25 protein-coding genes are annotated in these 25,258 nt (G+C 71.4%); 8 read left to right on the top strand and 17 right to left on the bottom strand.

Annotation, left to right across the window (positions count from 1 at the left end):
• Positions 1 to 30: 30 nt before the first annotated feature.
• A complete protein-coding gene (locus tag AB0J64_RS13845; RefSeq protein ID WP_364025587.1) occupies positions 31 to 615 on the bottom strand; it encodes a hypothetical protein in 585 nt (194 codons plus the stop codon).
• A 64-nt stretch (positions 616 to 679) separates the two neighbouring features.
• Between AB0J64_RS13845 and AB0J64_RS13840 the strand changes: the two genes are divergently transcribed.
• Positions 680 to 1,711, top strand: coding sequence for an NAD(P)/FAD-dependent oxidoreductase (locus AB0J64_RS13840; RefSeq protein WP_364025585.1), 1,032 nt, complete (start codon positions 680 to 682; stop codon positions 1,709 to 1,711).
• A 14-nt stretch (positions 1,712 to 1,725) separates the two neighbouring features.
• Here AB0J64_RS13840 and AB0J64_RS13835 read toward each other — a convergent pair whose 3' ends face one another.
• Positions 1,726 to 2,076: a DoxX family protein gene (locus tag AB0J64_RS13835; RefSeq protein ID WP_364025583.1), complete on the bottom strand. Its 351-nt coding sequence runs from the start codon at positions 2,074 to 2,076 to the stop codon at positions 1,726 to 1,728.
• A gap of 94 nt (positions 2,077 to 2,170) precedes the next feature.
• Here AB0J64_RS13835 and AB0J64_RS13830 point away from each other — a divergent pair, with 94 nt between their 5' ends.
• Positions 2,171 to 2,605, top strand: coding sequence for a MarR family winged helix-turn-helix transcriptional regulator (locus tag AB0J64_RS13830; RefSeq protein ID WP_364025773.1), 435 nt, complete (start codon positions 2,171 to 2,173; stop codon positions 2,603 to 2,605).
• A 12-nt stretch (positions 2,606 to 2,617) separates the two neighbouring features.
• On the opposite strand, the gene AB0J64_RS13825 is transcribed toward AB0J64_RS13830, so the two are convergent.
• Together AB0J64_RS13825 and AB0J64_RS13820 are read right to left on the bottom strand one after the other, a co-directional pair.
• Positions 2,618 to 4,039, bottom strand: coding sequence for a serine hydrolase domain-containing protein (locus tag AB0J64_RS13825; protein WP_364025581.1), 1,422 nt, complete (start codon positions 4,037 to 4,039; stop codon positions 2,618 to 2,620).
• A gap of 57 nt (positions 4,040 to 4,096) precedes the next feature.
• Entirely contained in the window at positions 4,097 to 5,536 is a 1,440-nt protein-coding gene (locus AB0J64_RS13820) for an MFS transporter (protein ID WP_364025578.1), read from the bottom strand.
• Between the two features lie 175 nt (positions 5,537 to 5,711).
• Here AB0J64_RS13820 and AB0J64_RS13815 point away from each other — a divergent pair, with 175 nt between their 5' ends.
• Both AB0J64_RS13815 and AB0J64_RS13810 read left to right on the top strand, forming a co-directional pair.
• On the top strand, positions 5,712 to 6,830 hold the full coding sequence (locus AB0J64_RS13815; RefSeq protein WP_364025575.1) for a cobalamin-independent methionine synthase II family protein: 1,119 nt from the start codon (positions 5,712 to 5,714) through the stop codon (positions 6,828 to 6,830).
• A gap of 180 nt (positions 6,831 to 7,010) precedes the next feature.
• Positions 7,011 to 8,231 carry a trypsin-like peptidase domain-containing protein gene (locus AB0J64_RS13810; protein WP_364025572.1) on the top strand — a complete coding sequence of 407 codons (1,221 nt, stop codon included), beginning with the start codon at positions 7,011 to 7,013 and terminating at the stop codon, positions 8,229 to 8,231.
• Between the two features lie 43 nt (positions 8,232 to 8,274).
• Here the strand turns inward: AB0J64_RS13810 and AB0J64_RS13805 are convergent, their stop codons facing one another.
• From AB0J64_RS13805 to AB0J64_RS13780, 6 genes are all read right to left on the bottom strand, one after another.
• Positions 8,275 to 9,012 carry a GNAT family N-acetyltransferase gene (locus AB0J64_RS13805; protein WP_364025570.1) on the bottom strand — a complete coding sequence of 246 codons (738 nt, stop codon included), beginning with the start codon at positions 9,010 to 9,012 and terminating at the stop codon, positions 8,275 to 8,277.
• Between the two features lie 47 nt (positions 9,013 to 9,059).
• A complete protein-coding gene (locus tag AB0J64_RS13800) occupies positions 9,060 to 10,664 on the bottom strand; it encodes a PQQ-binding-like beta-propeller repeat protein (RefSeq protein ID WP_364025567.1) in 1,605 nt (534 codons plus the stop codon).
• A gap of 90 nt (positions 10,665 to 10,754) precedes the next feature.
• Complete coding sequence (locus tag AB0J64_RS13795; protein ID WP_364025564.1) at positions 10,755 to 11,003, bottom strand: hypothetical protein; 249 nt, start codon at positions 11,001 to 11,003, stop codon at positions 10,755 to 10,757.
• 60 nt (positions 11,004 to 11,063) lie between these two features.
• Entirely contained in the window at positions 11,064 to 11,426 is a 363-nt protein-coding gene (locus tag AB0J64_RS13790; RefSeq protein ID WP_364025561.1) for a hypothetical protein, read from the bottom strand.
• Positions 11,423 to 12,001: a hypothetical protein gene (locus AB0J64_RS13785; RefSeq protein WP_364025558.1), complete on the bottom strand. Its 579-nt coding sequence runs from the start codon at positions 11,999 to 12,001 to the stop codon at positions 11,423 to 11,425. The genes AB0J64_RS13790 and AB0J64_RS13785 overlap by 4 nt, the downstream gene beginning before the upstream one ends.
• Positions 12,002 to 12,015: 14 nt before the next feature.
• On the bottom strand, positions 12,016 to 12,441 hold the full coding sequence (locus tag AB0J64_RS13780) for an Hsp20/alpha crystallin family protein (RefSeq protein WP_364025555.1): 426 nt from the start codon (positions 12,439 to 12,441) through the stop codon (positions 12,016 to 12,018).
• Positions 12,442 to 12,669: 228 nt separating this feature from the next.
• Here AB0J64_RS13780 and AB0J64_RS13775 point away from each other — a divergent pair, with 228 nt between their 5' ends.
• Positions 12,670 to 13,644, top strand: coding sequence for a CapA family protein (locus tag AB0J64_RS13775; protein WP_364025552.1), 975 nt, complete (start codon positions 12,670 to 12,672; stop codon positions 13,642 to 13,644).
• A 118-nt stretch (positions 13,645 to 13,762) separates the two neighbouring features.
• Entirely contained in the window at positions 13,763 to 15,085 is a 1,323-nt protein-coding gene (locus tag AB0J64_RS13770; protein ID WP_364025549.1) for a hypothetical protein, read from the top strand.
• Positions 15,086 to 15,092: 7 nt separating this feature from the next.
• Here AB0J64_RS13770 and AB0J64_RS13765 read toward each other — a convergent pair whose 3' ends face one another.
• A complete protein-coding gene (locus AB0J64_RS13765) occupies positions 15,093 to 16,508 on the bottom strand; it encodes a glycoside hydrolase 43 family protein (protein ID WP_364025546.1) in 1,416 nt (471 codons plus the stop codon).
• 328 nt (positions 16,509 to 16,836) lie between these two features.
• Between AB0J64_RS13765 and AB0J64_RS13760 the strand changes: the two genes are divergently transcribed.
• A complete protein-coding gene (locus AB0J64_RS13760) occupies positions 16,837 to 17,577 on the top strand; it encodes a response regulator transcription factor (RefSeq protein ID WP_364025544.1) in 741 nt (246 codons plus the stop codon).
• A gap of 15 nt (positions 17,578 to 17,592) precedes the next feature.
• On the opposite strand, the gene AB0J64_RS13755 is transcribed toward AB0J64_RS13760, so the two are convergent.
• From AB0J64_RS13755 to AB0J64_RS13730, 6 genes are all read right to left on the bottom strand, one after another.
• Positions 17,593 to 18,948, bottom strand: coding sequence for a serine/threonine-protein kinase (locus AB0J64_RS13755; RefSeq protein ID WP_364025541.1), 1,356 nt, complete (start codon positions 18,946 to 18,948; stop codon positions 17,593 to 17,595).
• Positions 18,949 to 19,013: 65 nt separating this feature from the next.
• Positions 19,014 to 20,207: a cytochrome P450 gene (locus AB0J64_RS13750; RefSeq protein ID WP_364025538.1), complete on the bottom strand. Its 1,194-nt coding sequence runs from the start codon at positions 20,205 to 20,207 to the stop codon at positions 19,014 to 19,016.
• Between the two features lie 209 nt (positions 20,208 to 20,416).
• Positions 20,417 to 21,400, bottom strand: a complete 984-nt coding sequence (locus tag AB0J64_RS13745; RefSeq protein WP_364025536.1) for an NAD(P)-dependent alcohol dehydrogenase — start codon at positions 21,398 to 21,400, stop codon at positions 20,417 to 20,419.
• Between the two features lie 99 nt (positions 21,401 to 21,499).
• Entirely contained in the window at positions 21,500 to 22,156 is a 657-nt protein-coding gene (locus AB0J64_RS13740) for a response regulator transcription factor (RefSeq protein WP_364025533.1), read from the bottom strand.
• Positions 22,153 to 23,280 carry a sensor histidine kinase gene (locus AB0J64_RS13735; protein ID WP_364025530.1) on the bottom strand — a complete coding sequence of 376 codons (1,128 nt, stop codon included), beginning with the start codon at positions 23,278 to 23,280 and terminating at the stop codon, positions 22,153 to 22,155. Before AB0J64_RS13735 ends, AB0J64_RS13740 begins: the two co-directional genes overlap by 4 nt.
• Before the next feature lie 13 nt (positions 23,281 to 23,293).
• Complete coding sequence (locus AB0J64_RS13730; protein ID WP_364025527.1) at positions 23,294 to 24,217, bottom strand: AEC family transporter; 924 nt, start codon at positions 24,215 to 24,217, stop codon at positions 23,294 to 23,296.
• 79 nt (positions 24,218 to 24,296) lie between these two features.
• On the opposite strand from AB0J64_RS13730, the gene AB0J64_RS13725 reads away from it, so the two are divergent.
• The gene (locus AB0J64_RS13725; protein ID WP_364025524.1) at positions 24,297 to 25,250 is read left to right on the top strand and encodes an NAD(P)-dependent oxidoreductase; all 954 of its coding nucleotides are present in this window, start codon (positions 24,297 to 24,299) and stop codon (positions 25,248 to 25,250) included.
• The last annotated feature ends 8 nt before the right edge of the window (positions 25,251 to 25,258 follow it).

Below are 25,258 nucleotides of genomic sequence, written 5' to 3'. Positions count from 1 at the left end.
CCCCTTCTTGCCCGAAGCGCCGTCAGACTTTCACGGCATGCCGTCACCCACCCGGCCGTAGACGGAGTCCAGCAGGTCGCGGGCGAAGCCGGCGGGGTCGTCCAGACCGGCGGCGGCCAGAGTGCGCGAGCCGCCCGCGAGCAGGTGCGGGATCGCGGCATGCAGGGCCAGTGTGACGGTGGCGGCGCGCTCCGGCGTGACCGGCAGGCCGGCGGCCCGCTGCGCCTCCTCGAAGGCGGCGAAGTCGGCCTCCGCGATGGCGTCCACGATGCCGGCCAGCCAGGGTGCGCGGGCCGCTTCGGCCTGGAGCTCGAGATAGGCGAGCAGGCGTGGCCGCCCCGGGCCCGCGACGTCGGCGAGCAGCGCGCTCATCATGGCCACGAGCGTCTTCCTGTCACTGGGCGCCGGCCTCGGGACGTCGCGGTAGAGCTCGACGCAGCGTTCGGCCGCCGCCCTCAGCAGCGCCTGCCTGGTCGGGAAGTAGTTCTTGGTGGTGCCCAGTGGAACGCCCGCGGCCGTGTCCACGGCGCGATGGGTCAGCCCGCGCCCCCCGTGCTCGGCCAGCACCTCGATGGCGGTGTCCTGCAGCCGTTCCCGCCGATCCTGATTTCCCACGGATGCGACATTACCCCAATTGTGGTACCACAGATGTGGTAGTCAGTTGACGGAGGAGGGTGTCATGGCGGGATCGGCGGTTGTGGTGGGCGCGGGCGTGGGTGGTCTGGCGACGGCGATCGGCCTGCGCCGGGCCGGCTGGCACGTCACGATCCTCGAACGCAGGGCGGAGCTGGAGCGGTACGGCACGGCGTTCGGGATACACCCCACCGCGCAGGCGGCGCTCGACCAGCTGGGAGTCGGTGACACCTTTCGCGCGCGGGCGCTGCCGTACCGGGACGGGCGCATCCGCACACCGGACGGGAAGGTGATGGCGCGGCTGCCGCTGGAACGCATCGAGCGCAGGGCAGGACGTCCTGAGCTGCTGATCTCGCGGCCGTACCTGCTGGACGCGCTACTGGGGGCGCTGGACGTGCCGGTGCTCTTCGGCGAGAACGTCTCGGACGCGGCCGCGCTGGTCGAGGGGCACGACCTGGTGGTGGGCGCCGACGGGATCAACAGCGCCGTGCGTACCGCCGCGTTCGGCACGCGTAGCGGCGTCCGGCAGGTCGGCACGGTCACCTGGATCGGCATCGCCGACTTCGAGACAGGCGTGTACGGCGAGACCTGGGGCCGTGGGCGCTTCTTCGGCATGACCCCGATCGAGCCGGGCCGCACCAACTGGTACGCCGCGGCGCCGGAGGTGACCACGGCCGCCGACCTGCGCGATCGTTTCGCCGGTTGGCACGAGCCGATCCCGCGGATCCTGGCCGAGACGGACCCTGCCTCGTGGATCCGGTACGAGATGCGGCACCTGTTCCCTGCCCTGCCCACGTTCGTCCGCGGTGGCAAGGTCGCGCTTGTCGGGGATGCCGCCCATGCCATGACGCCGAACCTCGGGCAGGGCGCGTGCACGGCCGTCCTCGACGCGGAGGCCCTCACGCGGGCGATCGCCCGGTACGGCGCGGCCGGCCTGCCGTCGGCCCTGCGCGCGTACGACTCCGAGCGCCGCCGCAGCGCTCAGCGGGTCGCCTTCGGCTCCCGGACCCTGCACCGCTTCATGAGCACCGAACGGTCCCGGCTACGCGACTCTCTGGTGCGCCTGATCCCGGCCTGACCGGCCGCCACCGGTCAGAGGGAGGCGAGCCGCAGGACCAGCGCCGCCACCGCCGGAACGAACATGATCAACGCGTTGGGCATGCCCTTGAAGTCTCCCTTGACCAGGTGCGTGCCCAGCGCGCCGACGAAGTAGAGCACGACGCCGACGGCGGCCGCGATGCCGAGCGGCGCGTACCAGAGCCCGATCAGCAGGCCGGCCGCGCCGGCGATCTCGCACGCCGCCAGGAACGGGAAGAGCCCCAGCGGCACGCCGATCCCCGTCAGGCCGGTCACGATGCGCTCGTTCCGGCTGAGCTTGCCGTATCCCGACGCGATGAGCCCGATCGCCAGCAGGATCGCGATGACGGCGTAGGCAATGAACATGCTCGCTCCAAACAATTGTCGATGCAGCATCGTGGAGCTTAGCAAATCATTGAAAACACTCAACTATTCTGTTGTTGGGTAGAGTTCTGGCGTGATGGTCGATCGTCCCGGCTTGGCGCTCGCCCTCTCGGGCCAGATCGCCAACACGCGGATCAAGAAGGCGCTGGCCCAGCACGGGCTCAAGCCCCCCCACGGCCATGTGCTCATGCTGCTGTCCGATCAGGGCGCGACGAGCCAGCAGTCGCTCGTGGAGACCCTCGGCGTCGACCCGAGCATGGTGGTCGCCATACTCAACGACCTCGAGAGCAACGGGCTGGCCGAGCGCCGCCGCGACCCGGCCGACCGCCGCCGCCACATCGTCGAGATCTCGGCCCGTGGCAAGGTCATGGTCAGCGGCATCCACGACGCCATCGCCGCCGTCGAGTCCGCGCTCTTCGCGGATCTCGACAGCGAGGAGATCAGCACCCTGCAGCGCCTGCTGTCCCGGATCAACACGTCCGTCGACGAGACCGCCTGCACCGAAGACTGACCCCTCCCGACCTCAGGCGGAGACCTTCGGCGTGGCGCGCATGCCGACGTAGCACACCGGGCTTCCGTTGGGCAGGGTCGAGAAGACCACGGGCATGTAGCCCTCGCTGAACGCCGGTCCGGCGCCCGTGGCGGCGAACACCGTCTCCGAGACCGGGATCAGCTCCCCCTCCAGCGGCGGCGACAGGTCCTTCATGCCGTCGACGAACTCGTACCGGATCCGGTCGGGGCTGATCGTGATGACGACGCCCTCGCGCTTGTACGTGCCGACGTACGGCATCATGTCCACCACAGGCGGAGCGGCCGGCGGGCCGAACGGCTCCGGCATGCGTACCCCGGCCAGCTCGTCGAGCAGCTCGCGGAACAGGTCGGAGTACAGCTGCCTGGCACCGCCCCCGTTGGTCATCAGCGCCACGGCCACGCCCGCCTCCGGGACGACGCGCAGGTAGGCGTACTGCCCGATGGCGGCGCCGTCGTGACCGTAGCCGAAGACGCCGTTCCAGTCATAGAGGGTCCAGCCCAGGCCCCAGCCGTCGGCGCTGACGGTCCACTTGTCCGGCACGTCCACCTCGCGCCGCTGCATGGCCGCGACCGCGGCGGCGTCGACGACGCGCGTGCCGTCGGGGGCCAGGCCCCCGGCCAGGTGCATCCGGGCGAAGCGCACCATGTCGCCGGACGAGGTGATGATCCTGCCGGCCGGGCCCGCCGAACGCGGCATCATGTCCCAGACCGGCGCCGGGTCGGGGTCCTGGCCCGGCTCGCCCAGGTGGCTCATCGCCGCCTGGAACGCGAGCGCCTCCTCCGGCAGCGTCATCGAGCGCTCCAGCCCGAGCGGGGTGAAGATCAGGTCCTTGAGCGCCTGGTCCCAGGTCTTGCCGGTCACCACCTCGATGAGGCGGCCGAGCACGACGTAGCCGAGGCCACCGTAGGAGATCGCCGTCCCGGGCGGGCAGTCCAGGGCCACCTCGCGGGCGGCCTCCACGTACCTGGCCAGGCAGTCGTCCCCACGGCCCGAGTCGTACGAGAAGTCGTTGGTGACCCCGCCGGTGTGGCTGAGCAGCTGCCGCACGGTGATCACCTTGGTCGCCGCCTCGTCGGGCGTGGCGAACTCGGGGAGCACGTCCACCACCCGGGCGTCGAGGTCCAGCTTGCCCTCCCCGACCAGCCGCATCACCAGCGTCGCCGTGTAGACCTTGGCGATCGAGCCGGACAGGAACACCGAGTCGGGGCTCACCGCCACGCCGGTGCCCCGGTGCAGCACGCCACTGGCCAGCTCGTAGACCTGCCCGCCGGCCAGCACGGCCAGGGTCGCGCCCGGCACGTGGTGGGCGGCGCGCAGCTCGTCGAAGCGGTGCTGCCAGCGCTCGGGGTAGAAGCTCCGCCCGGTCGAGCTCAGCGTGCCCCAGTCGCCCGCGGCGGTCCAGTTCGTGTCCATGGTCTTTCTCCTTGATGTCAGAAGGTCTTGGCGTCAGAGGGTCTTGGCGTCAGAGGGTCAGGAAAGGGCGGTCTTCTTGGGCAGCACCAGCAGGGCCAGTACGGCGGCGGCCACCACGCCGGCGGCGCTGATGAGGAAGGCGGAGGACATGGCCGTGGTGAAGGCCTCGCGGGCGGCCTGCGCGATCCCGGCGTCGCCGAGGCCGAGCGCGCTGCCGATCGACAGCCGGGCCGCGTCCGGCGCGGTCGCGGGCATGGCCGCGGTGTAGGAGCTCGCCAGCACGCTGCCCAGGACGGCGATGCCCAGCGCCGCGCCGGCCTGCTGGATGGTGTCGTTCAGCGCCGATCCGACGCCGGCGTGCTCGGCCGGGATCGTGCCCATGAGGGCGGAGACCGCCGCGGGCATGGCCAGGCCGCCGCCCGCGCCCATCAGGAGCAGCGCCAGGGCCGCGGTGACGAGGCCGCTCGCCGGGTTCATGGTGCTCAGCAGCACGAATCCGGCGGCGCTCACGGCGAGCCCGGTGACGATCAGCGCCCGGTTGCCGATCTTCGAGCCGAGCGTGGCGCCCAGGGTGTTGCAGGCCAGCGAGGCCACGGCCATCGGGATGAAGACCAGGCCCGCCTGGGTGGGCGTGTAGCCGAGCACGTACTGCAGGTACTGGGTGAGCACCAGCAGCAGGCCGCCGTTGCCGATCTGGACCAGGGTGAGCGAGAAGCTGCCGCCGCTGAAGGTGCGGTTGCGGAACAGGCGGAGCGGGACCATCGGGTGCGGCGTACGCAGCTCCCAGGCCACGAACCCGGCGAGCGAGACGACGGCCACGGCCAGCGCGGGCACGGACAGGCCGTGCGGCAGCTCGATGATCGTCCAGACCAGGGCCGACATGCCGGCCACCGACAGGACCGCGCCGAGCGGGTCCGGCCTGGTCTGCGGCCCCTTGGACTCGGGCATGAGCACCAGGGAGGCGACGATCGCCAGCGCCGCGATCGGCACGTTGATCAGGAAGACCGCGCCCCACCAGAACCACGCGATCAGCGCTCCGCCCAGCACCGGCCCGCCGACCAGGCCGACCATGGCGACCGCGCTCCAGGCGGCCATCGCCTTGCGCCGCTCCCGCTCGTCGAACACGGTGATCAGGATGGACAGGGTGCTCGGCATGATCAGCGCGCCGCCGACGCCCATCACCGTGCGGGCCGCGATCAGCAGCACGGGGTCGGCGGCGTAGGCGGCCGCCAGCGAGGCCACACCGAACAGCGCCAGCCCGATGACCATCACCCGGCGCCTGCCGTACCGGTCGGACAGGCTGCCCGCTGTCAGCAGCAGCCCGGCGAAGACCAGGATGTACGAGTCCAGGATCCACTGGACGTCCTGTGCGCTCGCACCCAGGTCGGCGGTCAGCGGCGGGATCGCCACGGACAGCACCATGTTGTCGATCACCAGCACGAGCGTGCTGAGGCAGAGCACCACCAGGATCAGCCAGCGGCGTGAACTTGTATACATCGCAACCTTCCACGGTCTGCGTACGTCGCTCTCGTTATGCGAACACTGTACGCACAAGAGTCTTATGTACGCAACTCGCCTGCGGGTGGACGGTCGCCGGTGGGCGGCGGAGAGTGGCTGTTGCACATCGACCTCACGGCCGGGCGCCACGCGCCCCTTGAACCGAGGAGGAAGTATGCCTACCAGCCACCACGCCGAACACGTCGGCAGCCTCCTGCGCCCGCCCGAGTTACTGCAGGCCAGGCGGGCCCGCGAGCGCGGCGAGCTGAGCGCCGAGGAGCTGGCGAGACTGGAGGAGAGCGCGGCGCTGGCCGCGCTCGACCTCCAGCGCGAGGCCGGCATCGAGGTCTTCACCGACGGCGAGGTACGGCGGGCCACCTGGATGGCCGGCCTGCTGGAGTCGCTCGGCGGGGTGGAGCCCGTGCCGGTGCCCAACTCCACCTGGTTCAGGGACGGCGGGGAGGTGCCGCCCGAGGAGACCGCGTTCGAGATGGTGGCCGCGAGCGGCAAGCTGACCCAGAAGACGCAGCTCACCGCCGTCGAGGCGGACTTCCTCGCCCGGCACGCGCCCGGTCAGTTCAAGATCACGATGATGAGCTCGTCCATGGGCAACCTCCTGTGGCGGCCCGGCCTCAGCGACGCCGTCTACCCGACGCCCGGAGACATGATGCGCGACCTCGTCGCGCTGCGGGTCGGCGAGATCAAGGACCTGCTGGACCGGGGCGTGAACTGGATCCAGCTCGACTCCCTCGGCTACAACCAGGTCATCGACCCGGACTTCCGCGCGCGCATGCTCGGACCCCACGCGCCGGACCCGGAGACGATCCTCGACTCGACGATCTCGGTGGACGCCGAACTGGTGCGCGCGACCAAGGCCATGAACCCCGAGGTCACAGTCGCGATGCACATCTGCAGGGGGAACAACCGCAGCGCGTGGATGTCCAGAGGCGGCTACGAGCCGATCGCGGAGCGGCTGTTCGGGGAGGTGCCGGTCGACCGGTTCCTGCTCGAGTACGACACGGAACGGGCCGGGGGGTTCGAGCCGCTGCGGTTCGTCCCCCAGGGCACGACCGTCGTGCTCGGGCTGGTCTCGTCCAAGATCCCGGGGCTGGAGTCGCAGGACGAGCTGCGCCGCCGTATCGACGAGGCCGCCAAGTACGTACCCCTCGAGAACCTCGCGCTCAGCCCGCAGTGCGGCTTCGCCTCCACCGCCAGGGGGAACCTGCTCACGGTGGACGACGAGCGGCGCAAGCTGGAGCTCGTCGCGGACACGGCGAGGAAGGTCTGGGACTGACCCGCGCCCGGCCCGCCTTCCTGGCCGACCTTTTCGGGAAAAACTTCCCGCCGGGATGTGTCGGTGCTGCCTGCGGCGATAAGGCCGGTATCAGGGCGGGACGGGCAAGGGGATCTCCGCCTTAATCAGGTCTTACTCGCTGTTCGTCACTCTTGTGTCATCGGGACTCTAGGAGATGACATGGACGCGAACGCCCCTCGCGAGGACAACGCCGGCGGCTGGAGTCAGTTCGGTGACAAGCCGCCCACAGCCGGAGGCTTCACCCGGCCGGGCCCGGTGCTTCCGCCGCCCCCGCCGCCGAGGCGGGCGGGGTTCGTGGTCACGCGCAAGGCGATCGCGGGGCTCGCGCTGGCCGCCGTGACGGCGTTGACGGTGGCGGCGCTCGGGGGCGGCGCCGTGGGCGCGTACGTGGCGGAGGGGGCCCGCCCGGTGCCGACCGTCACCAAGACGGCCACGGCGAGCCCGGTCTTCCGCACGGCCTCGGGCCAGCTGACGGTCGCGCAGGTGGCGGAGAAGGTGCAGCCGTCGGTGGTGATGATCCAGGGCCAGAACGCCGAGGGATCCGGCGTGGTGCTGTCGGAGGACGGCCTGATCCTGACCAACAACCACGTCGTGGCCGGGCAGGGCGACCAGTTCACGGTGAAGTTCAGTGACGGCAAGACGGCCAAGGCGACCGTGGTCGGCACCGACCCGGCCACCGACCTCGCCGTCATCCGGGCGGCGGACGTGTCGGGGCTGGCCAAGGCCACGCTGGGCGACAGCGACCAGCTCAAGGTGGGGGACGACGTCCTGGCCATCGGCAGTCCGCTCGGACTCGACGGTACGGTGACGTCGGGCATCATCAGCGCGCTCGACCGTACGGTGACCTCCGGCAGCGGCGGTCAGGACCAGCAGCTCCCGCCGGGCTGGGGCCGGCAGGGGCAGGCGGCCGAGACGACCACGCTCGGTGGCATGATCCAGACGGACGCGGCGATCAACCCCGGCAACTCGGGCGGCGCACTGGTCAACGCCGCCGGCGAGCTGGTCGGCATCAACAGCGCGGTCGCCGCCGACGGGGTCAACCTCGGCTTCGCGATCCCGGTGAACACCGCCAAGCAGGTCTCCGAGCAGCTCATCAGCAAGGGGAAGGTGAGCCACGCGTTCCTCGGGGTGAGCGTCACCGACGCCACCGGCGACGTGCCCGGCGCGCTGGTCCGCCAGGTGAGCGCGGGCAGCCCGGCGGAGAAGGCCGGACTGAAGCAGGGCGACCTGATCACCAAGATCGGCAATACGCCGGTCCAGGGCGGTGACACGGTCGTCGGGCAGGTCCGGGGGTTCAAGGTGGGCCAGCAGGTGGAGGTCACGTACCAGCGGGACGGGAAGACGAGCACGGTGACCGTGACCATGGAGGAGAAGAAGTAACCCGCCGCTTCAACAAGGGGCGAGAAGGTGCGGCCGCTCCGCGTCAGTGGAGGACGATGTGGAGGGCCTCGCCCACCTTCCGGTAGCCGACCCGGGCGTAGACCCGGGCGGCGCCGTCGTCGGCGGGTGTGAGGAACGGGGTCGTGATCCCGGCGGCCGCGCCCCCGCGGGTCAGGAGCGCCGTGACCGCCCCGGCGATGCCGCGCCGCCGGTGCGAGGCGCGGACCGCGATGCCCGCCACCTCGGCGACCCCTCGATGCGGGCGGCCGAGCTGGCCGGCGCCGACGGCCTCCTCGCCGTCCAGGGCGACGGCGACCAGGCCGCCGCCGTCGAGGACCCGACGGAACCGGGCGACGTCGTGCTCGGTGGCCTCGGGCGCCTCGAACGCCTCGTTCATCACCCGCGCGGCCTGCCAGAGGGAGGCGTCGTCGGTCACGAGCTCGACCCGTACGTCCACCGGAGTGTCCACCACCTCGTCCGGCGGGCAGACCAGCAGCGGGTAGCGGCCCTCCACGGCGAACCCGGCCGCGAACAGGGCGTCTTCCACCTTCGGGGCCGCCTGCGGCACGTACTCGAGCCGGGGCGTCCTGGCCCGCCCGCGGAACTCCGCGATCAGCGCGGCGATCTCCTCCGCGGTGGGCGCGGCGTCATCGTCGGGGATGGCGTAGTTGAACGAGAGCGCGTCGTCATGCTCGTCGAACCGGATCATGAACGGCCCGGACCGGACGGCCCGGTCTCCTGCCGCCGCCCTGAGATAGGCGTGCACATCGGCGCCGAACAAGCGCGCTCCTCTCCTCGTACGAGGATCCACACGCTACTCCCCCCACGTCAGGTCAGGCCGACGATCGTGGCGCTCGGGCTGAAGGCGACCACGACGGCCCCGGCGGCGGGAAGCAGCGTGAACCGGCCCTCGCGCCCTTCGAGGTCCATGTCGAACGGGATGTCCGTGCCGCTCGCCGCGCCCCACGGCACGACATGCGCCGTGACCCTCATCGAGGTCGTGCCGGTCGCCGTCACCTCCGCCACGAGCATGCTGTCCTTCAGCGGAAGCCACCCCGTCCTCCAGTCGGAGGGATCGCCCTGGTCCGGTGTCGACGCGGTCCTCGCCCCGCCCCCGGCGTACGGCCGCGCGTGTCCGCCCTCGTACCCGAGCGCGGTCTCGCTCCCGGTGACGTCGTTGATCGCCTTCCCCGTCCGCTGGTCCAGCAGCACGTCCTTCACACCGGCGCCGTCCATCTCGGGGCCCGACATCCGCAGCCGCACGGCGCTGAGGTCGGAGGAGGGGGTGATCTCCGCGGAGCCGGATCCGCCGCCCTCGTGCCGCCACAGCTCGGCGCCGTCGGCAGGGTCCAGGCCGGTCACCACGGTCTCCTCGCCGCAGTCGGACACCACGGCGACGACGTCACGCAGCACCGCGTACGGCTTCGCCAGCCGGCGGTCGACGTGGCAGCCCTTACGTACGGGACGCTCCCAGACGTGCCTGGCGGGATCCGCCGGGTCCCTGCCGATCATCGTGCCGTCGCGGGAGACGCCGATGAGAGCGTGCGAGGCCGGATCCGTGTCCGCGAACGGCTGCCCGGCGTGCTCGGCCCGTACCTCGCCGGTACGGGCGTCCAGCACCACCGTGCGTCCCCTGGTCTTCTCCGCCCCCATCGCCTGGCCGAAGGTGAGCACCATGACGCTCCCGTCGGGGGCGACCTCGAACCCGGTGGCCCGCGCCGCAGGCCTGCGATAGTGCCACCGCTCACGGCCGGTACGGGAGTCCAGCGCCACGACGCCGTCACCGATCCGCACCAGCGCGGTGCCGCCCGCGACCGCCACCTGTCCGGCGGGGGTGCCGTCCGGGACCCGCCACCGCCAGGCGAGTCTGCTCACCGACGCCGCCACGGCCGTCTCAGTACGTGCGCTCCCGACCGCGGTGACCGCCTCGACGGGCAGCGTGGCGCCGGCGAACGACACCGCGGCCAGCACCGCAGCCACGGCCGCCAGCCCCGCCCCGATGCCCGCGAAGGGCTTGGCCGCGAAGTCGGGCACCACCCCCGCTATGAGGACCAACCCGGCAGCGGCGGCCACGAGTCCCGTGCCGAAGAGGATCTCGCCCTGTTCGGGCAGCCCTCCGGCGAACGTCTGCCGCACCCGTACGACCCCGTGCACGGCCAGCGGCACGGCGACGAAGGCCACCGCGACGGCCCGTACGCGCACGGTGACCCGCGCCTCGGCCGGCCCGAGGTCGTCTCCCTCCGCGCGAGCCGTCACGCGTGCCAGCCGGACCACGTCGATCACCAGCCAGGCCAGCAGCCCGAGCGCCAGCACCAGCCCGAGGTTGATCAGCACCGGCAACTCGACAGGCAACGGGCGCCGCAGGAAGTACCCCCATCCCGCCGCGCCCACCCCGGCCAGGGCGATCCCCGGCCCTAACCATCCCTTCCCCACGATCTGTGCAACGCGCTTTTTGACTGGCTCGTTCCACGATCAGATAACGATCGTGTCATCGGCGGCGGTGCGCGTAGTGCCAGGCGTGGATCAGGCGCCGAGGTCGCGGGCGACGTTGTCCAGCCGGATCGCCAGGTCCTCCAGAGCCTGGTCGGAGAGCTCACCCTCCGGCAGCCGGGCCGCGATGTCGTCGCGGCTGGCGATGACCAGCCCCTTGTGCGCGTCGTCCACCTCGTTCGCGGGCAGGACCACGCACTCACCACGGACGTACACGAGCGTGGCGTCGGGGAGCTCCGACCGCAGCAGTTCGCGAACGCAGTCACAATCGATGAGAGACATCTCAGCTCCTCTGCCCCGGACTGGGCCTCAGCAGGGCGTTTACCCAGATAACCGCCCCAGTCACCCGAAGGTCGGCGGGCCACCGTCGGAACGCGTGCGCCGCACGCCGAACCCCACGAGGTACACGGCCGCCGCCAGCGCCACGACGGCGGGCGGGATGGCCAGGAGCGGCCGCCCTGCCAGCAGGGCCAGCACGGTCAGGACCACCCCGGCGAGCAGCGCGAGCGCGGCGGCCAGCAGCCGCACGCCGAGCCAGCTCGAGGGCGGCGGCGACTTCGGCCACTCGCCGTGGCCGCCTCCTGGCACGTCGGGCACGCCGGTGTCGCTCACCACACCGGAGAGGCTGACCTCCTCGGGAGGCGGCGGCTCACGCAGCACGGGAGCGAAGAACTCGTCCTCGGGATCCTCGTCCGGCCTCTTCATGGCTCGGCTTCCTCCAGCTCGCGCAGGAACGGGTTGACCACGGCGTTCAGCTCGGCCAGGAGCGCTTCGAGCGAGGCCTGGGCGTCGTCGAGGTTCGGCAGTCCCTCGGCCCGCGCGTGGGTGGGCGTGGGCAGGCTGTCCACCGGCAGCGGCACGCGGAGCTCCAGAGTGCTCAGCGCGGTCGGCCGCTCGTACGGCGGCGGCACGTACGTCGGCTCCTGGCGCTGCCAGCTCGACCACCCGGCAGGCAGGCCGACCTGGGGCGGAGCCGCGAGCTCGACCACGGCGAGCAGCCCTGCCGCCTCCTCGGGCCGGTGGCACGTCGCGTCCAGGACCCGCGGATGGCGGCGTACGTACACGTGCTCCGCCACCGGGCGCGTGGCCACCTCCCACGCGCCCAGCGCGAAGTGCAACGGGTCCAGCGTGATGCCGCCCGCGGCCGGTTCACCGTCAACAGCCTCGAACGCGTGCCTCCATTTGCGCAGCTCTTCGCCGTAGCGCTCCTGTGCGCTGCCCTGGTCCTCGCCGTCGTCTCCTCGTACGGCGCCGATCCAGAAGGCCTGCGTGCCGGCCATGCGCCTCCCCCGTGTCAGCCCTTGATCTCGATGCGGCGGGCGCGGCCCTTCTCGGTCTTGGGAACGCGCACGGTCAGGATGCCGTCGGCCAGCTCGCCGCCGATGTGCTCGGTGTCGGCGTCGCTCGGCAGGATCGTCCGGTAGACGAACCGGCCGGTGCGCCGCCGCAGCATGTTGCCCTTCTCCTCCTCGTTGATCTCCCCGGACACGCAGAGCTCGCTGTCGTTGACCTCGACGTTGATGTCCTCGCGCTTCATGCCGGGCAGCTCGGCGCGTACGACGTAGGCGTCCGGGGTCTCCTCGGTCTCCGCCATCGGCCGCCAGGCGGCGACGTCGGTCTCGGCGCCCTCCTCGAACAGCCGCCCCATCTGGTCCCACAGCTGCTGGAACTCCGTGAAGGGATCCCATGCGCGCCGCTGCCAGGGCGCGGCCGGCTGCATCGCCCCGCGATTACGCCTTATCGGCAAAGCCACTGCTTTCTCACCTCCGTGGCGTGAGGGGCCCCCTCGCCCCCCTCCTCCAGATTCATCCCGTCACTACCCGCGCCAGTACCCGAAAACTCCTCCTCTGAACGGTTCCGCCGCAGGCCAGAGGGGGTGTCGAAGCCGCCCGGCGGGGAAGCTGGACGCATATGACCGAGGGAACGCGACGGCATCGGGGGGCCCGCGATGACGGTCACGCTTGCGCTGGCCGGTGACACGATGCTCGGGCGCGGCGTCGCCCAACGGCTCGAGCTGAGCGCCGATCCGGCCCACTTCTTCGACACGGGTGTGCGCGCCGTGCTCGCCCGGGCCGACCTCGTCCTGCTCAACCTCGAATGCTGCATATCGGACCGCGGCCGGCAGTGGGACCCGATGCGCAAGCCGTTCCACTTCCGCGCCCCGCCGCAGGCCGCGGCGATGCTGGCGGAGCTGGGCGTGCACGCGGTCACGCTGGCCAACAACCACGCGCTCGACTACGGCCAGGACGCCCTCCTGGACACCCTCGACCACCTGGCGGCTGCCGGGATCAGCACAGTGGGCGCGGGCGCCGACCTGGACCGGGCGTGGGAGCCCGCCGTGCTGGAGGCCGGTGGCCTGCGCCTTTCCGTGCTGGGCGTCACCGACCATCCCTCGGAGTTCGGGGCCACCGAGCGCAGGCCCGGGGTCGCGTACGCCGACCTGGGCACCGGGGCGCCGGACCGGCTCACGAGCGCGATCAGGAGCATGAGCGGCGACGCGGTGATCGTCTGCGTCCACTGGGGCCCGAACATGACCGCCGCACCCGTCACCCACGTCCGCCGCTCGGCCAAGGCGCTGGTAGGCGCGGGGGCGACCCTGGTGGCCGGGCACTCCGCGCACGTCTTCCACGGGGTGGCCGGGCCGGTCCTGTACGACATGGGCGACTTCATCGATGACTACATCGTGGATCCCGAGCTGCGCAACGACCTCGGGCTGATCTTCCTGGTCACCCTGGACGAGCACGGTCCGGTACGGCTGAGCGCCGTGCCCATAGCGCTCGACTACTGCCGTACGAGGATCGCGGACCAGGCGGAGTCGGGCTGGATCCGCAACCGCTTCATCACCGCCTGCGCCGGCCTGGGCACGGAGGTCCGGACCGAGGAGGGCGCGCTCACCGTCGATCTCCGGCCATCAGCGGCGTGACCTGCGCATTTGGGCTGACGCGCCGCGACTGTAAGTAATCGGTCAATTGCTGACAGCGATCGTAGGGTGAGGTGCGTGGGCCCCAGTGAGGCCTCGGCATCCAGCGAGAGGATCGATCATGGCGCAGGCACCGAGAATCGACGTCGAGACCAGAGCCGGGACGGTCAGGGGCAGTCTGACCGAGGAGCAGGCCGAGCGGATCACGGACGCGCTCGGGCAGCAGGGGGTCTGGTTCGCGGCTCCGCGGCCGGACGCGGTCAAGGCTCCAAGACCCGTCCACGTCTGGGATCTGGTGGGCGACCAGCCGCATCAGGGACGCACGGCCACCGGCCGGGCCACGGTCCACCTGGCCCAGGGGCACGCCGCGCTGACCCGGCCGCTGATCTTCGCCGACGGTTTCGGCTACGGGCCGAGCGACCTCGACGCGATGTGGAGCCGCTTCGACACGGGCGCTCCCGGCTTCCTGGACCGGCTGCTGGCGATGGGCATCGACGTCATCCTGCTCGGCTTCGACGAGCGGCAGACCCACATCCAGGCCAACGCGGCCGTGGCGGCCGCCTGCGTGCGCCGTGCCATCCAGGAGCGGCGGGGCGACCTCCCGCTGGTCGTCGGCGGCGTCAGCCTGGGCGGCATGATCACCAGGTACGCGCTCGCGCGCCTGGAGAGCGAGGGCTTCGACCACCAGACCGACAAGTACTTCTCCTACGACACGCCGCACCTCGGCGCCTGGATCCCGCTGGTGCTCCAGCAGCTCGCCTACCTCGACGAGTCGCTGCGACCGCAGTCCGGCGGTCCCGGCCAGGCCGAGCTCATCCGCAGCCCGGCCGCGCAGCAGCTCCTGTGGGGCTGGGTCGAGGGCGAGGACTACTCGGGACCGGTGACCACCGCCAGCCGGCTGCGTACGGACTTCCTGGACGACCTGCGCAGGGTCGGCTGGTTCCCGATGCGGCCGTACAAGCTGGGCCTGGCCAACGGGGCCGGAGACGGCGCGGGGCCGGACCTGCCGCCGGGGACGCCGGTGTTCGACCTGCACCACGACCCGCTGCAGCTCACGGCCAGGATCCAGCCGGACCGGGGCGAGCTGCAGAGTCTCGGCGCGGTCAGGTTCGGCGCTCCGGTGTGGACGAGCGCCACGTCGGGCGTGCCGGCGTTCGACGGAGCGCCCGGGGGCAGGCTGGACTTCTGGGGCAGGGTGGCCGACGCGATCGGGCTGCCCGTTCAGGAGGGGCTCCGCAGCAGCTGCTTCGTCCCGACGGTCAGCGCGATCGCCCTGGCCAGGGACCCGTTGCGGTGGCAGGCCGACCTTTACAAGGACCTCGCCGACCTGCCGAAGGACGAGACGTTCCTGGACGCGTTCTGCTGCGACACAGGCAACTCCGCGCACGGCGAGGTGTCCCAGGTGCTGGTCGACTGGCTCCTGGAGCAGCTCGCCGGCTGGTGATCCGCGCCTACCTGTCGAGGTCCACGGCGAACCGCTCGAAGATCGCCTCACCGGTGCCGTCTCCGGCGGCGAACAGGCCGAGCACCGCTCCCACCCACCGGCCCTGGGTGGCCTGGAAAGGTGCGCCGACCTCGCGCAGCCCGTCGCCGGTGTCGGCCAGGAACGTGACGAGCGCGCCTTCCTCGATGCGGGCCCCGATGACGACGCGGTCGCGTGCCGGCACGGGCTCCATGTCGCCGCACACCAGGACAGGCCCGTCGGGTGTGCTCTGGAGTCCGACGGAGGCGTAGGTGTGGCCGAGCACGACCAGCCCGGCTCTGCCCTGGCCGTCCAGGGTGAGGGTGGTGGTGACGGTGCAGGGGTCGCCGGGCAGCCGCTGTCCGAGCACGGACGGGCGCCGGCGCAGGTCCTCCGGCCCCGGCACGCAGGTCAGCCGGAGTGCGCCGTCCCGCAGCTGCCACCAGGAGGGGTCGGGGTTGGCCTGCCAGCTCCACTGCGGGCCGAGCATGGGTCCGGCGAAGTCGTCGGAGGTGGCCGGGGTGGTGGGGATGCCGCCTTGGACGGGCATGGGGCCTTCGGTGACCGGTTCGCCGTTGTCGCCCATGACCGGCCAGCCGTCCTCGGCCCAGGTCATGGGCTGCAGGTGGACGACCCGGCCGTAGGGGCCGCGGTCCTGGAAGTGCATGAACCAGTGCTCGCCCGTCGGGGTGTCCACCCAGCCGCCCTGGTGGGGGCCGTTGACGTCGGTGTCGCCCTGTTCCAGCACGATGCGGTCCTGGTAGGGGCCGTCGATGGAGTCGGCGCGGAAGACCGACTGCCAGCCCTGCTCCACGCCGCCGGCGGGGGCGAAGATCCAGTAGCTGCCGTCGCGCTTGTAGAGCTTGGGGCCTTCCAGGGTGCGGTAGCCGGGCAGCAGGTCGGCGTCGATGACCAGCGTGCCCTCGTCCAGCACCTGGCGGGCGTCGGGGGTCATGCGGTGCAGGGTGAGCCGGTTGTTGACGCCGGCGCGGCTCTTGGCCCAGCCGTGCACGAGGTAGGCCTGGCCGTCGTCGTCCCACAGCGGGCACGGGTCGATGAGCCCCTTGCCGGGCTTGACGACATGCGGCGCGCTCCACGGCCCGCGCGGGTCTTCCGCGTTGACCTGGCAGATGCCCACGTCGGGGTCGCCGTAGAAGATCCAGAACCGGCCGTCGTGGTGGCGCAGCGACGGCGCCCACACCCCGCATCCCGGCCGCACGTCGTCGTAGCCGCTGGTGACGGCATGCCCGATGATCGTCCAGTTGACCAGGTCACGCGAGTGCAGGATCGGCAGCCCGGGCACCTTGGTGAAGCTCGAGGCCGTCAGGTAGAAGTCCGCGCCGACCCGGATCACGTCAGGATCGGACCAGTCGGCGTTCAGGACGGGATTGCGGTACGTCGTCATCGGGGCCTGCTCCATCTCTGCAATCGGTTGCAGGAAGACGTTGCCCTAGCGGTCCCATGACGTCAATGACTTCTCAAGGTGATGTGCAACCGTTTCCACCCAGGGGCGGCGACGATACTCGTTCCTTTTCCTGGCCCGGGAGGCGTTACTGACCGAAAACGGGGTAGCGGCTCTGCGTAGCTCTGATGCGCTTCAAAGGGATGGGAAGGGCCCGGCACGCCGCCGGGCCCTTCCGCGCGTCGCCGCCGGAGCCCTTCTTCCGCAGCTCACAGGCGATTCACAAGCGGCAATCAGCAAACCTTCATACAGGCGCGTCATCGTCACGAGCATGCACACGACCAGCCCGAACTCCCGGTCCGAGCCCGTGCGCCGAGCCGACGGCAGCTCGGTCAACATCCTCGTCGTGGATGACGAGCCCCCGCTGACCGAGCTCCTTTCCCTGGTCATGCGCCAGGAGTCCTGGGACGTCCGCGGCGCGCACAACGGCTCGGAGGCCATCCGCGCGGCCCGCCGCTTCCGTCCCGACGTGATCGTCCTGGACGTCATGCTGCCCGACACGAACGGGATCCAGCTCCTGTCCAGGCTGCGCGCGGTGCTGCCGGGTGTGCCGATCCTGTTCCTGACGGCCCTGGACTCGCTCCAGGACCGGCTCGCCGGCCTGCGGGCGGGCGCCGACGACTACGTCACGAAGCCGTTCAGCCTGGAGGAGGTCGTCATCCGGCTGCGCGGGCTGCTGCGCCGCTCGGGCGCGGCGCAGGCGCGGCCCGCCGCCGGGCTCGTGGTCGGGGACCTCACGCTGGACCAGGCGACCCATCAGGTACGGCGGGCCGGCGAGGAGATCAGGCTCACGCCCACGGAGTTCGAGCTGCTCCGGTTCCTCATGCACCATCCGGGACGGGTGCTGAGCAAGGCGCAGATACTCGACCGGGTGTGGGCGTACGACTTCGGCGGCCACGGCAACGTCGTCGAGCTGTACATCTCATACCTCCGGCGCAAGATCGACGCGCACCGCGAGCCGATGATCCACACCGTGCGCGGCGTCGGCTACACGATCAGACCCGCCGCCTGACTGTGCCGCCGTTGATCAGCAGACCTTGATCTCTATGGTCTTGGAGCGACGCGTACCCGGCCTGAGAAGCCAGAAGGTGGCCTTGTGGGTGCCGGATTCGGAGAAACCTACCGGGCTGACGGCCTCGAATGGCCCCTTGGGGCTGAAGCTGGTGGTCACGCCGCTCTCACGGCCGTCGAGCACCCAGCGGTGCCCGATCGGTTCGGCGTCGTCGAGGATCTTCCCTCGGAACCGGACGCGGACGCCGCTCTCGTAGCAGGTTCCGTTCTTGCTGCCCTGCGGGACCAGGCTGACGAACACGATGGCCTCCGGCGCCGAATCGGCCGGGGACGGCGAGGACTCGGTGAGGGAACCCGTGGGAGACCTCTTGGAGGAACTCGTGGGGGAACTCGTGGCGCCGTCCGCGGGAGGATTCGTGGCTCGGCTCGGGTCTCCCCCCGGGAGGCCGAGCAGCAGGGTCACGCTGAGGGTGACGGAGGTGACGACGACGGCGGTGCCGCCGACGAGCAAGCCGGTGCGCAGGGGCGTGGAACGGACGGTGGGTCTGGTGTCCATGACCAGTTCGGAGGGGGCGATCGGCCGTACGCGCTGCTGCCCCAGCAGTTGGAGCAGCACGTCCTGCATGGTCGGGCGGCGGGACGGTTCCTTTGCCAGGCAACTGGTGACGATGGAGCGCAGGGGTTCGGCCATTTGGCCGAGGTCGGGGGCGGCGTACAGGATGCGGGAGATGACGGCGGGCAGGTGGTCGACGCCGAAGGGCGGGCGGCCGGTGGCGGCGAAGACCATCACCGAACCCCAGGCGAACACGTCGGCGGCAGGTCCGGTGTAGTGGCCGCCGAGTTGTTCCGGCGCCATGTAGGAGGGGGTGCCGACGATGCTGCTGGTGACAGTGAGGGATGCCTCGGTGTCGCGGGCGATGCCGAAATCGATGACGCGGGGCCCGTCCTTGGCGAGCAGCACGTTGGCCGGTTTGAAGTCGCGGTGCACGATTCCGGCCCGGTGGACGGCGGCGAGCGCCGTCGCGGTGGACACCGCCACCCGGTGGAGCGCGGGGCCGTGGTGTACGCCGGCCTGCTGCAGCGAGAGCCCTTCGACGTACTCGGTGACGATGTACGGTCGCCGGCCCTCGAAGGAGGCGTCGAGCACCTGGGCGACGCAGAACGGCTCGACCCGCCGGGCGGCGGCCAGCTCCTTGGCGAACCGCTCGAGTACCTGGTCGGAGACCGCGTCATGCAGCACCTTGACCGCCACGTACCTCCCGTCCCCGGCCTGGCCCAGGTAGACGACGCCCTGCCCGCCGACTCCCAGGCGGCCCATCAGCCGGTATTGGCCGATTGCGGGTGGATCATCCGGATGAAGAGGCTCGGGCATGATCCAGGACCTTATTACAGGCTTTGTCGGACCGAAGGTCGTTCAAGGTGTTGGGCCATCGGCGGCTACCAGGCGACCGCCAGGGAGCTCAGGCCGTACACGATGTGGGAGGAGCGGAAGTCCGCGGCGCCGGCCTCGCGCAGCCCCGGGAAGCGCTCGAGCAGCGCGGGGAAGGCGATGCGCAGCTCCATGCGGGCCAGCGGGGCGCCCAGGCAGTGGTGGATGCCGTGGCCGAAGGCGACGTGGCCGGGGGCGCCGCGGGAGATGTCGAACGTGTCCGCGTCGGGCAGCAGCGCCGGGTCGCGGTTGGCCGCGGGCAGGGCGCAGACGACCAGCTCACCCGGCGGGATGGTACGGCCGCCGAGCTCGACCTCCGTGGTCGTGACCTTGGTGGTGCCCGAGTTGACGATGCTCAGCCAGCGCAGCAGCTCCTCCACCGCGGCGTCGATGCGCTCGGGCTCCTTCCTGAGGAGTTCGAGCTGTTCGGGGTGGCGGAGGAGGGCCAGGGTGCCGAGGGCGAGCATGTTGGAGGTGGTCTCGTGGCCGGCGAACAGCAGCAGAGCCCCGATCCCGACGAGCTCGTCCGTGGTCAGGTCGTCGCCGTGCTCGCGTACCAGCATGCCGAGCAGCTCCTCGCCCGGGTCCTGCTGGATGCGGCGGACCAGGTCCTCCATGTACGCCCGCGACTCGAACTGCAGCGCCAGCCGCTCCTCGCCGGGGACCGACATGTCGAGCATCCTGCTGGTGCGGAGCTGGAAGCCGGCGCGCTCCTCGTACGGGACCCCGAGCAGCTCGCAGATGACCAGCGACGGGATCGGCAGCGCGAACGACTGCACCAGGTCGGCGGGCGCCCCGGCGGCCTCCATGGCGTCCAGGTGGTCGTCCACGATGCGCCGGATCCGCGGCTCCAGCCGCTGCATCCTGCGGATGGTGAACTCGGGGGTCAGCATCTTGCGCAGGCGCGTGTGCTTGGGCGGGTCCGCGCCGAGCAGGTTGCCCGCCTGCGCCTTGGCGAGCTGCTCCGGGGTCATCTCCGGAGCTCCGGGCAGCCGCCCCACCGTCTGCTCGGCGATCTTGAACCGCTCGGCGTCGCCCAGGACCTCGCGTACGTCCGCGTACCGGGTCACGAGCCAGGCGTCCAGGCCGAACGCGCTCGTGACGCGCACGATCCCCGCCTGGTCCCGCATCGCCGCCAGCTCGGGCGCCGGGTCGAACCCCACTCGCCGCATGTGCGGCGGCATCGCCGAGGACTCGGTCATGGGTACCCCTTGGTGATCGTGGCCCTTGATGATCGTCGTTGACGCGACAACCGTAACAATCGGGGAGGTCGGTCTCCAGCGCTCCGCCATACGGGGTTGGTCTCCTTTGAAGAGCGGCGCTCGGAACGGCCTGAGGCTCAGAGGGGGAGCCGCATGGCCGTGGCGGCAGCGCTGTAGGCCGTGCGGCGCGATGTCTCCATCCGGGCAGCCTAGACGGCGATCACGACCTTGCCCGCCGCGTGCCCGGCCTCCTGGTAGCCGACGGCCGCCGGGATCTCCTCGAACGGGTAGCTCCTGTCGATGACCGGATGGACCTCGCCGCCCTCGATGAGCTCGGCCAGCGTCGTCAGGTTCCGCTTGTTCTCCGTGCAGCGCACCACGTCCGCCACGGCGACTCTCTGTGACATGAACGGCGCCACCGCGAGCGTCGCGAACACGTGGCTCGCGGGCTGCAGCCAGCGCCCGGCCGGGCCGCCGACGAGGACCAGACTCCCCTTGCGGGCCATCACCCGCCGGCAGGCCGAGGCGGGACGGCTGCCTGCGATGTCCACCAGCACGTCGTAGCGCGGCCCGGCACGGGTGAAGTCCTCTTTGGTGTAGTCGATGACCTCGTCCGCGCCGATCGACCGGACCATGCCCACGTTCCGCCTGCCGCAGACGCCGGTCACCCGCGCGCCGAACGCCTTGGCGAGCTGCACGGCGAACGTGCCCACGCCGCCGGAGGCCCCGTTCACCAGGACCTGCTGCCCCGGCTGGACGCGTGCCTGGTCGCGCAGGGCGATCAGGGCGGTGTTCGCCGCCATCGGCACCGCCGCCGCCTCCTCGAACGACAGGTTCGCCGGCTTGCGCACCAGCTCGCTCTCCGGCACGCACACGTACTCGGCGAAGCCGCCCTGCTTGGGCATCGCGTACACCTCGTCGCCCGGGGCGAACTCCGTCACCCCCTTGCCGACCTCCTCGACCTCCCCCGCCACGTCGGCGCCGAGAATGTCGAACGGCGGCCTGCGCAGGCCGGGACCGCCGCCGCCCATCAGGCGCGCGACGTACGGCTGGCCACGCATGAAGTGCCAGTCGTAGGGCTGGACGGAGGTGGCGCGCACCCGGACCAGCACCTCGCCGTCGCCGGGCACGGGCCTGTCGATGTCGGTGAGCTGGAGGGACGAGCCGTACGAGCGTAGGACGAACGCCTTCATCGCATTTCTCCTGATCGGGGACTCCCGACCAGTGTCACCAGGTCCGCGCGCACGCTCCACAGCCGAAAGTACGACTTTCGCGCCGGCCGATCGGCCAGGTCAGGGGCGTACGCGCCGGGTCTCGTAGGCCCACATGGCGATCTCGACGCGATTGCGTACACCGAGCTTCATCATGAGGCTGGCGATGTGGCTCTTGACGGTGCTGAGGGAGATGTGCAGCTCGTCGGCGATCTCGCTGTTGGTCCGGCCGCGCGCCACGGTGGCGAGGATCTCCTCCTCCCGGCTGGTCAGCGCCTCGACGGGTTGCGCGGGCGGTGCGGCGTGGCCGGCGAAGGCGAAGGTCTCGAGCAGGCGTGCGGTGATGTTGGGCGCGATGAGGGCGTCGCCGTTGGCGGCGGCGCGTACGGCCTGGGAGAGCAGATCGGGGCCGGCGTCCTTGAGCAGGAAGCCGCGGGCGCCGGCTCTGAGCGCGGCGTAGACGTACTCGTCGAGGTCGAAGGTGGTGATGACGACGACGGCGAGAGGTTCGGCGACGCCCGGCCCGGCCAGGCGGCGGGTGGCCTCGATGCCGTCGAGGCCGGGCATGCGGATGTCGAACAGGCACACGTCGGGGCGCAGGCGCCGCGCCAGCTCGACGGCCCGGCGCCCGTCGGCGGCCTCGCCGACGACCTCGATGCCGGGCTGCGCGTCGAGGATCATCCTGAGCCCGGTGCGGGCGATCTCCTGGTCGTCGGCGACGATCACGCGAATGCTCATGTCGCGGCTCCCGTGCGGGGCAGGACGGCGGTGACGGTCCAGCCCCGGTCGGGGTTCGGGCCTGCCTGGCAGGTGCCGCCGAGCAGGCCGGCGCGTTCGATCATACCGATGAGCCCGTAACCGGGCATCGAGTGTACGGAGCTCACCTCGCCGTCGTCGCTCACGCGCAGGCGTACCGACGTGTCGTCGGCGGCGACCTGGATCGCGATGCGGGTGGCGTGGCGGGCGTGCCGCCGGGCGTTGGTGACCGACTCCTGCGCGATACGGAAGATCGCGGACCCGACCGACGGCGGCACGCCCTCGACGTCTCCGGAGATCTCCACGTCGACGGAGGGGCCGACTCTGGTGCGCCCTGCGAGCTGTTCGAGATCGGCGATCTGCCGGCCGGGCGCCAGCTCCGCCGGCTCGTTACGGCGCAGGAGCCGGACCATGGCGCGCATCTCGGCGAGGGTGCGCGACGCCTCGGCCTCGATCACCCGGAGCGCCTCGGTCGCGGCCTCCGGGCGCGAGGGCGCCGTCGCCAGGCCTGCCTGCGCGCGGATCGCCATGGCCGACACGTGGTGGGCCACGGTGTCGTGCAGGTCGCGGGCCAGCTGCTCACGTTCGAGCAGCTTGACCTGCTCGAGCTCGCGCATCCGCGCCCCGGCGCGGTACCGGACCGCCGTCCCAAGGGCGACGGCCGAGAAGATGACGGCGAACGCGCCGACCGCGTCGGCCGGGGCGAGGTCGTAGAAGGACGCCGAGACGCCGACGGACCCGAGCATGATCGCCAAGCCGAGCACGATCTCGCGCCCCGACCCCCACCGGTACAGCGCGTACACCACGATCAGCAGGAATGCCATCGTGTACGTCTCGGCACGGTGACCGCCCGTCACCAGCGGAGCCAGCGCCGTGATGACGAAGGGGATCGCGAGCATCAGCAGCGGCTTGGTACGCCGCCAGAGCAGCGTGAACACCAGCCCGACCGTGATGGTCACGGAGACCGCCCGCCACGGGAGGTCGGGGCGGACGACCCCTTCCAGCACCGCGAGCGGCACGAGCACCCCTACAAGCGCCCAGTCCCGCCACACGCGTAACGGAGGGTCGGGGGGACGGGGCTCGTTCCACACGGAGCGAAACAGCACGCTCCCATGGTAATCACCCAAGTGCCGCGCCGATCGCGGTCATGATCGGGATGGACAGGCCCGTGGTCAGCAGCACCGCGCTGCGGGCCAGGCGCCGGGCCGTGTCGTAGTTCACCGCGTACACGTAGATGTTCTGCGCCGTCGGAAGGGCGGCGAAGAGGGTGGCCGCCAGGAGGGCGCTGCCCTCGAGGCCGAGGGCGAGGCGGGCGGTCAGGTAGGCGATGGCCGGCTGGACGAAGGCCTTCAACGCGACCGCGAGGAAGATGTCCTTGCCGACGCCGTTCGCCTCGGGGGTCGTGGGGGCGCGCTGGGAGCCGTACAGGCTGAGGCCGTACGCCAGCAGCGCCACGGGCACGGCCGCGCCGCCGAGCAGCTCGACCGGGCGCATGACCGGGGCGGGCAGGGAGATCCCGCTGATCGCGAACGCGAGCCCGAGGAGCGAGGCGACCGTGAGCGGGTTGCGGAACGGGAGGAGCAGGGCCGCGCGCGCCGACCGGGCCCCCTTGTCGAGGATCAGGAACGAGACCGGCGTGAGGACGAGCAGCTGGAAGAGCAGGATCGGGGCGACCAGCGCGCCGTCGCCCAGCACGTAGATGGAGATGGGCACGCCGAGGTTGCCGGCGTTGACGTACGAAGAGGCCAGCGCGCCGATGGTCGCCTCGCGGCGGTCGCGGCCCCAGGCCAGCCGGGCCACCAGCACGTAGACGAGCTGGACGCACGCCACCGCCACCACCTCGGTCAGCAGCACCGGCGAGAAGAGGATGTGGAGGTCCGCCCGGGACACGGTGGCGAACATCAGCGCCGGGGTCGCCACGAAGAACGCCAGCCGCGACAGCACCAACTCGTCGCTGGCCCGCAGCAGGCCTCCCATCCCGATCAGGTAGCCGAGCACGGCAACGGACACCAGGGCGGCGAACGCCGCGACAACCCCCGACACTGACCAACCTCCGAAATGGGACGTTCAGCAGCGTATCGGGATGGTTGACCCGCGAAGCGGCGGGTCTACGCTGGCTCACATGCGAGTAGCGGTGATTGGCGCCAGCGGTCATATCGGCACGTACCTCATCCCCCGGCTGGTCGACGCCGGACACGACGTGATCGCCGTGAGCCGGGGCAAGCGGGACCCCTACCGCCCGCACGGAGCCTGGCAGCAGGTCACCCACGTCACCGCCGACCGCGACGCGGAGGACGCCGACGGGACGTTCGGGCGGCGGATCGCGGACCTGGACGCGGACGTCGTCATCGACCTCATCTGCTTCACGGAGACCAGCGCCCGCGACCTGGCGGCGGCGCTCACCGGGCGGGTCCGGCACTTCCTGCACTGCGGGACGATCTGGACGCACGGGCCGAGTGCCCGGGTGCCGACGACCGAGGACCGGCCCAAGCACCCGATCGGCGAGTACGGCAAGCAGAAGGCCGCCATCGAGGCCCACCTCCTCGAACGCGCGCACCGCGACGGCTTCCCCGCCACGATCATCCATCCGGGCCACATCACCGGACCGGGCTGGGTGCCGGTCAACCCTGCGGGCAACGTCAATCCCGCCGTGTTCCAGACGCTGGCCGACGGCGCCGAGCTGGCGCTGCCGAACTTCGGCATGGAGACGGTCCAGCACGTCCACGCCGACGACGTGGCGCGGCTGTTCGTGGACGCCATGGTCAACCCGTCCGTCGCCGTGGGCGAGAGCTTCCACTCCGTCGCCACCACCGCCCTGACGCTGCGTGGTTACGCCGAGGCGGTGGCGGGCTGGTTCGGGAGGGAGGCGCGGCTGACCTTCCTGCCGTTCGAGCGGTGGCGGGAGACGGTCTCGGAGGAGGACGCGACCATCACGTACGACCACATCGCCTACAGCCCCCACTGCAGCATGGAGAAGGCCGAGCGGCTGCTGGGGCACCGGCCCCGCTACGCGCCGCTCGAGGCCATCTCCGAGGCGGTCGACTGGCTGGTCAGGGCGGGCACCATCACCCCCTGACAGGGTGC

The sequence above is a fragment of the Nonomuraea sp. NPDC049695 genome, assembly GCF_040674955.1.
Lineage (GTDB): Bacteria > Actinomycetota > Actinomycetes > Streptosporangiales > Streptosporangiaceae > Nonomuraea > Nonomuraea helvata.
Note: the sequence above shows the minus strand (reverse complement) of the source record. Positions and strands in the feature narration are given on the sequence as shown.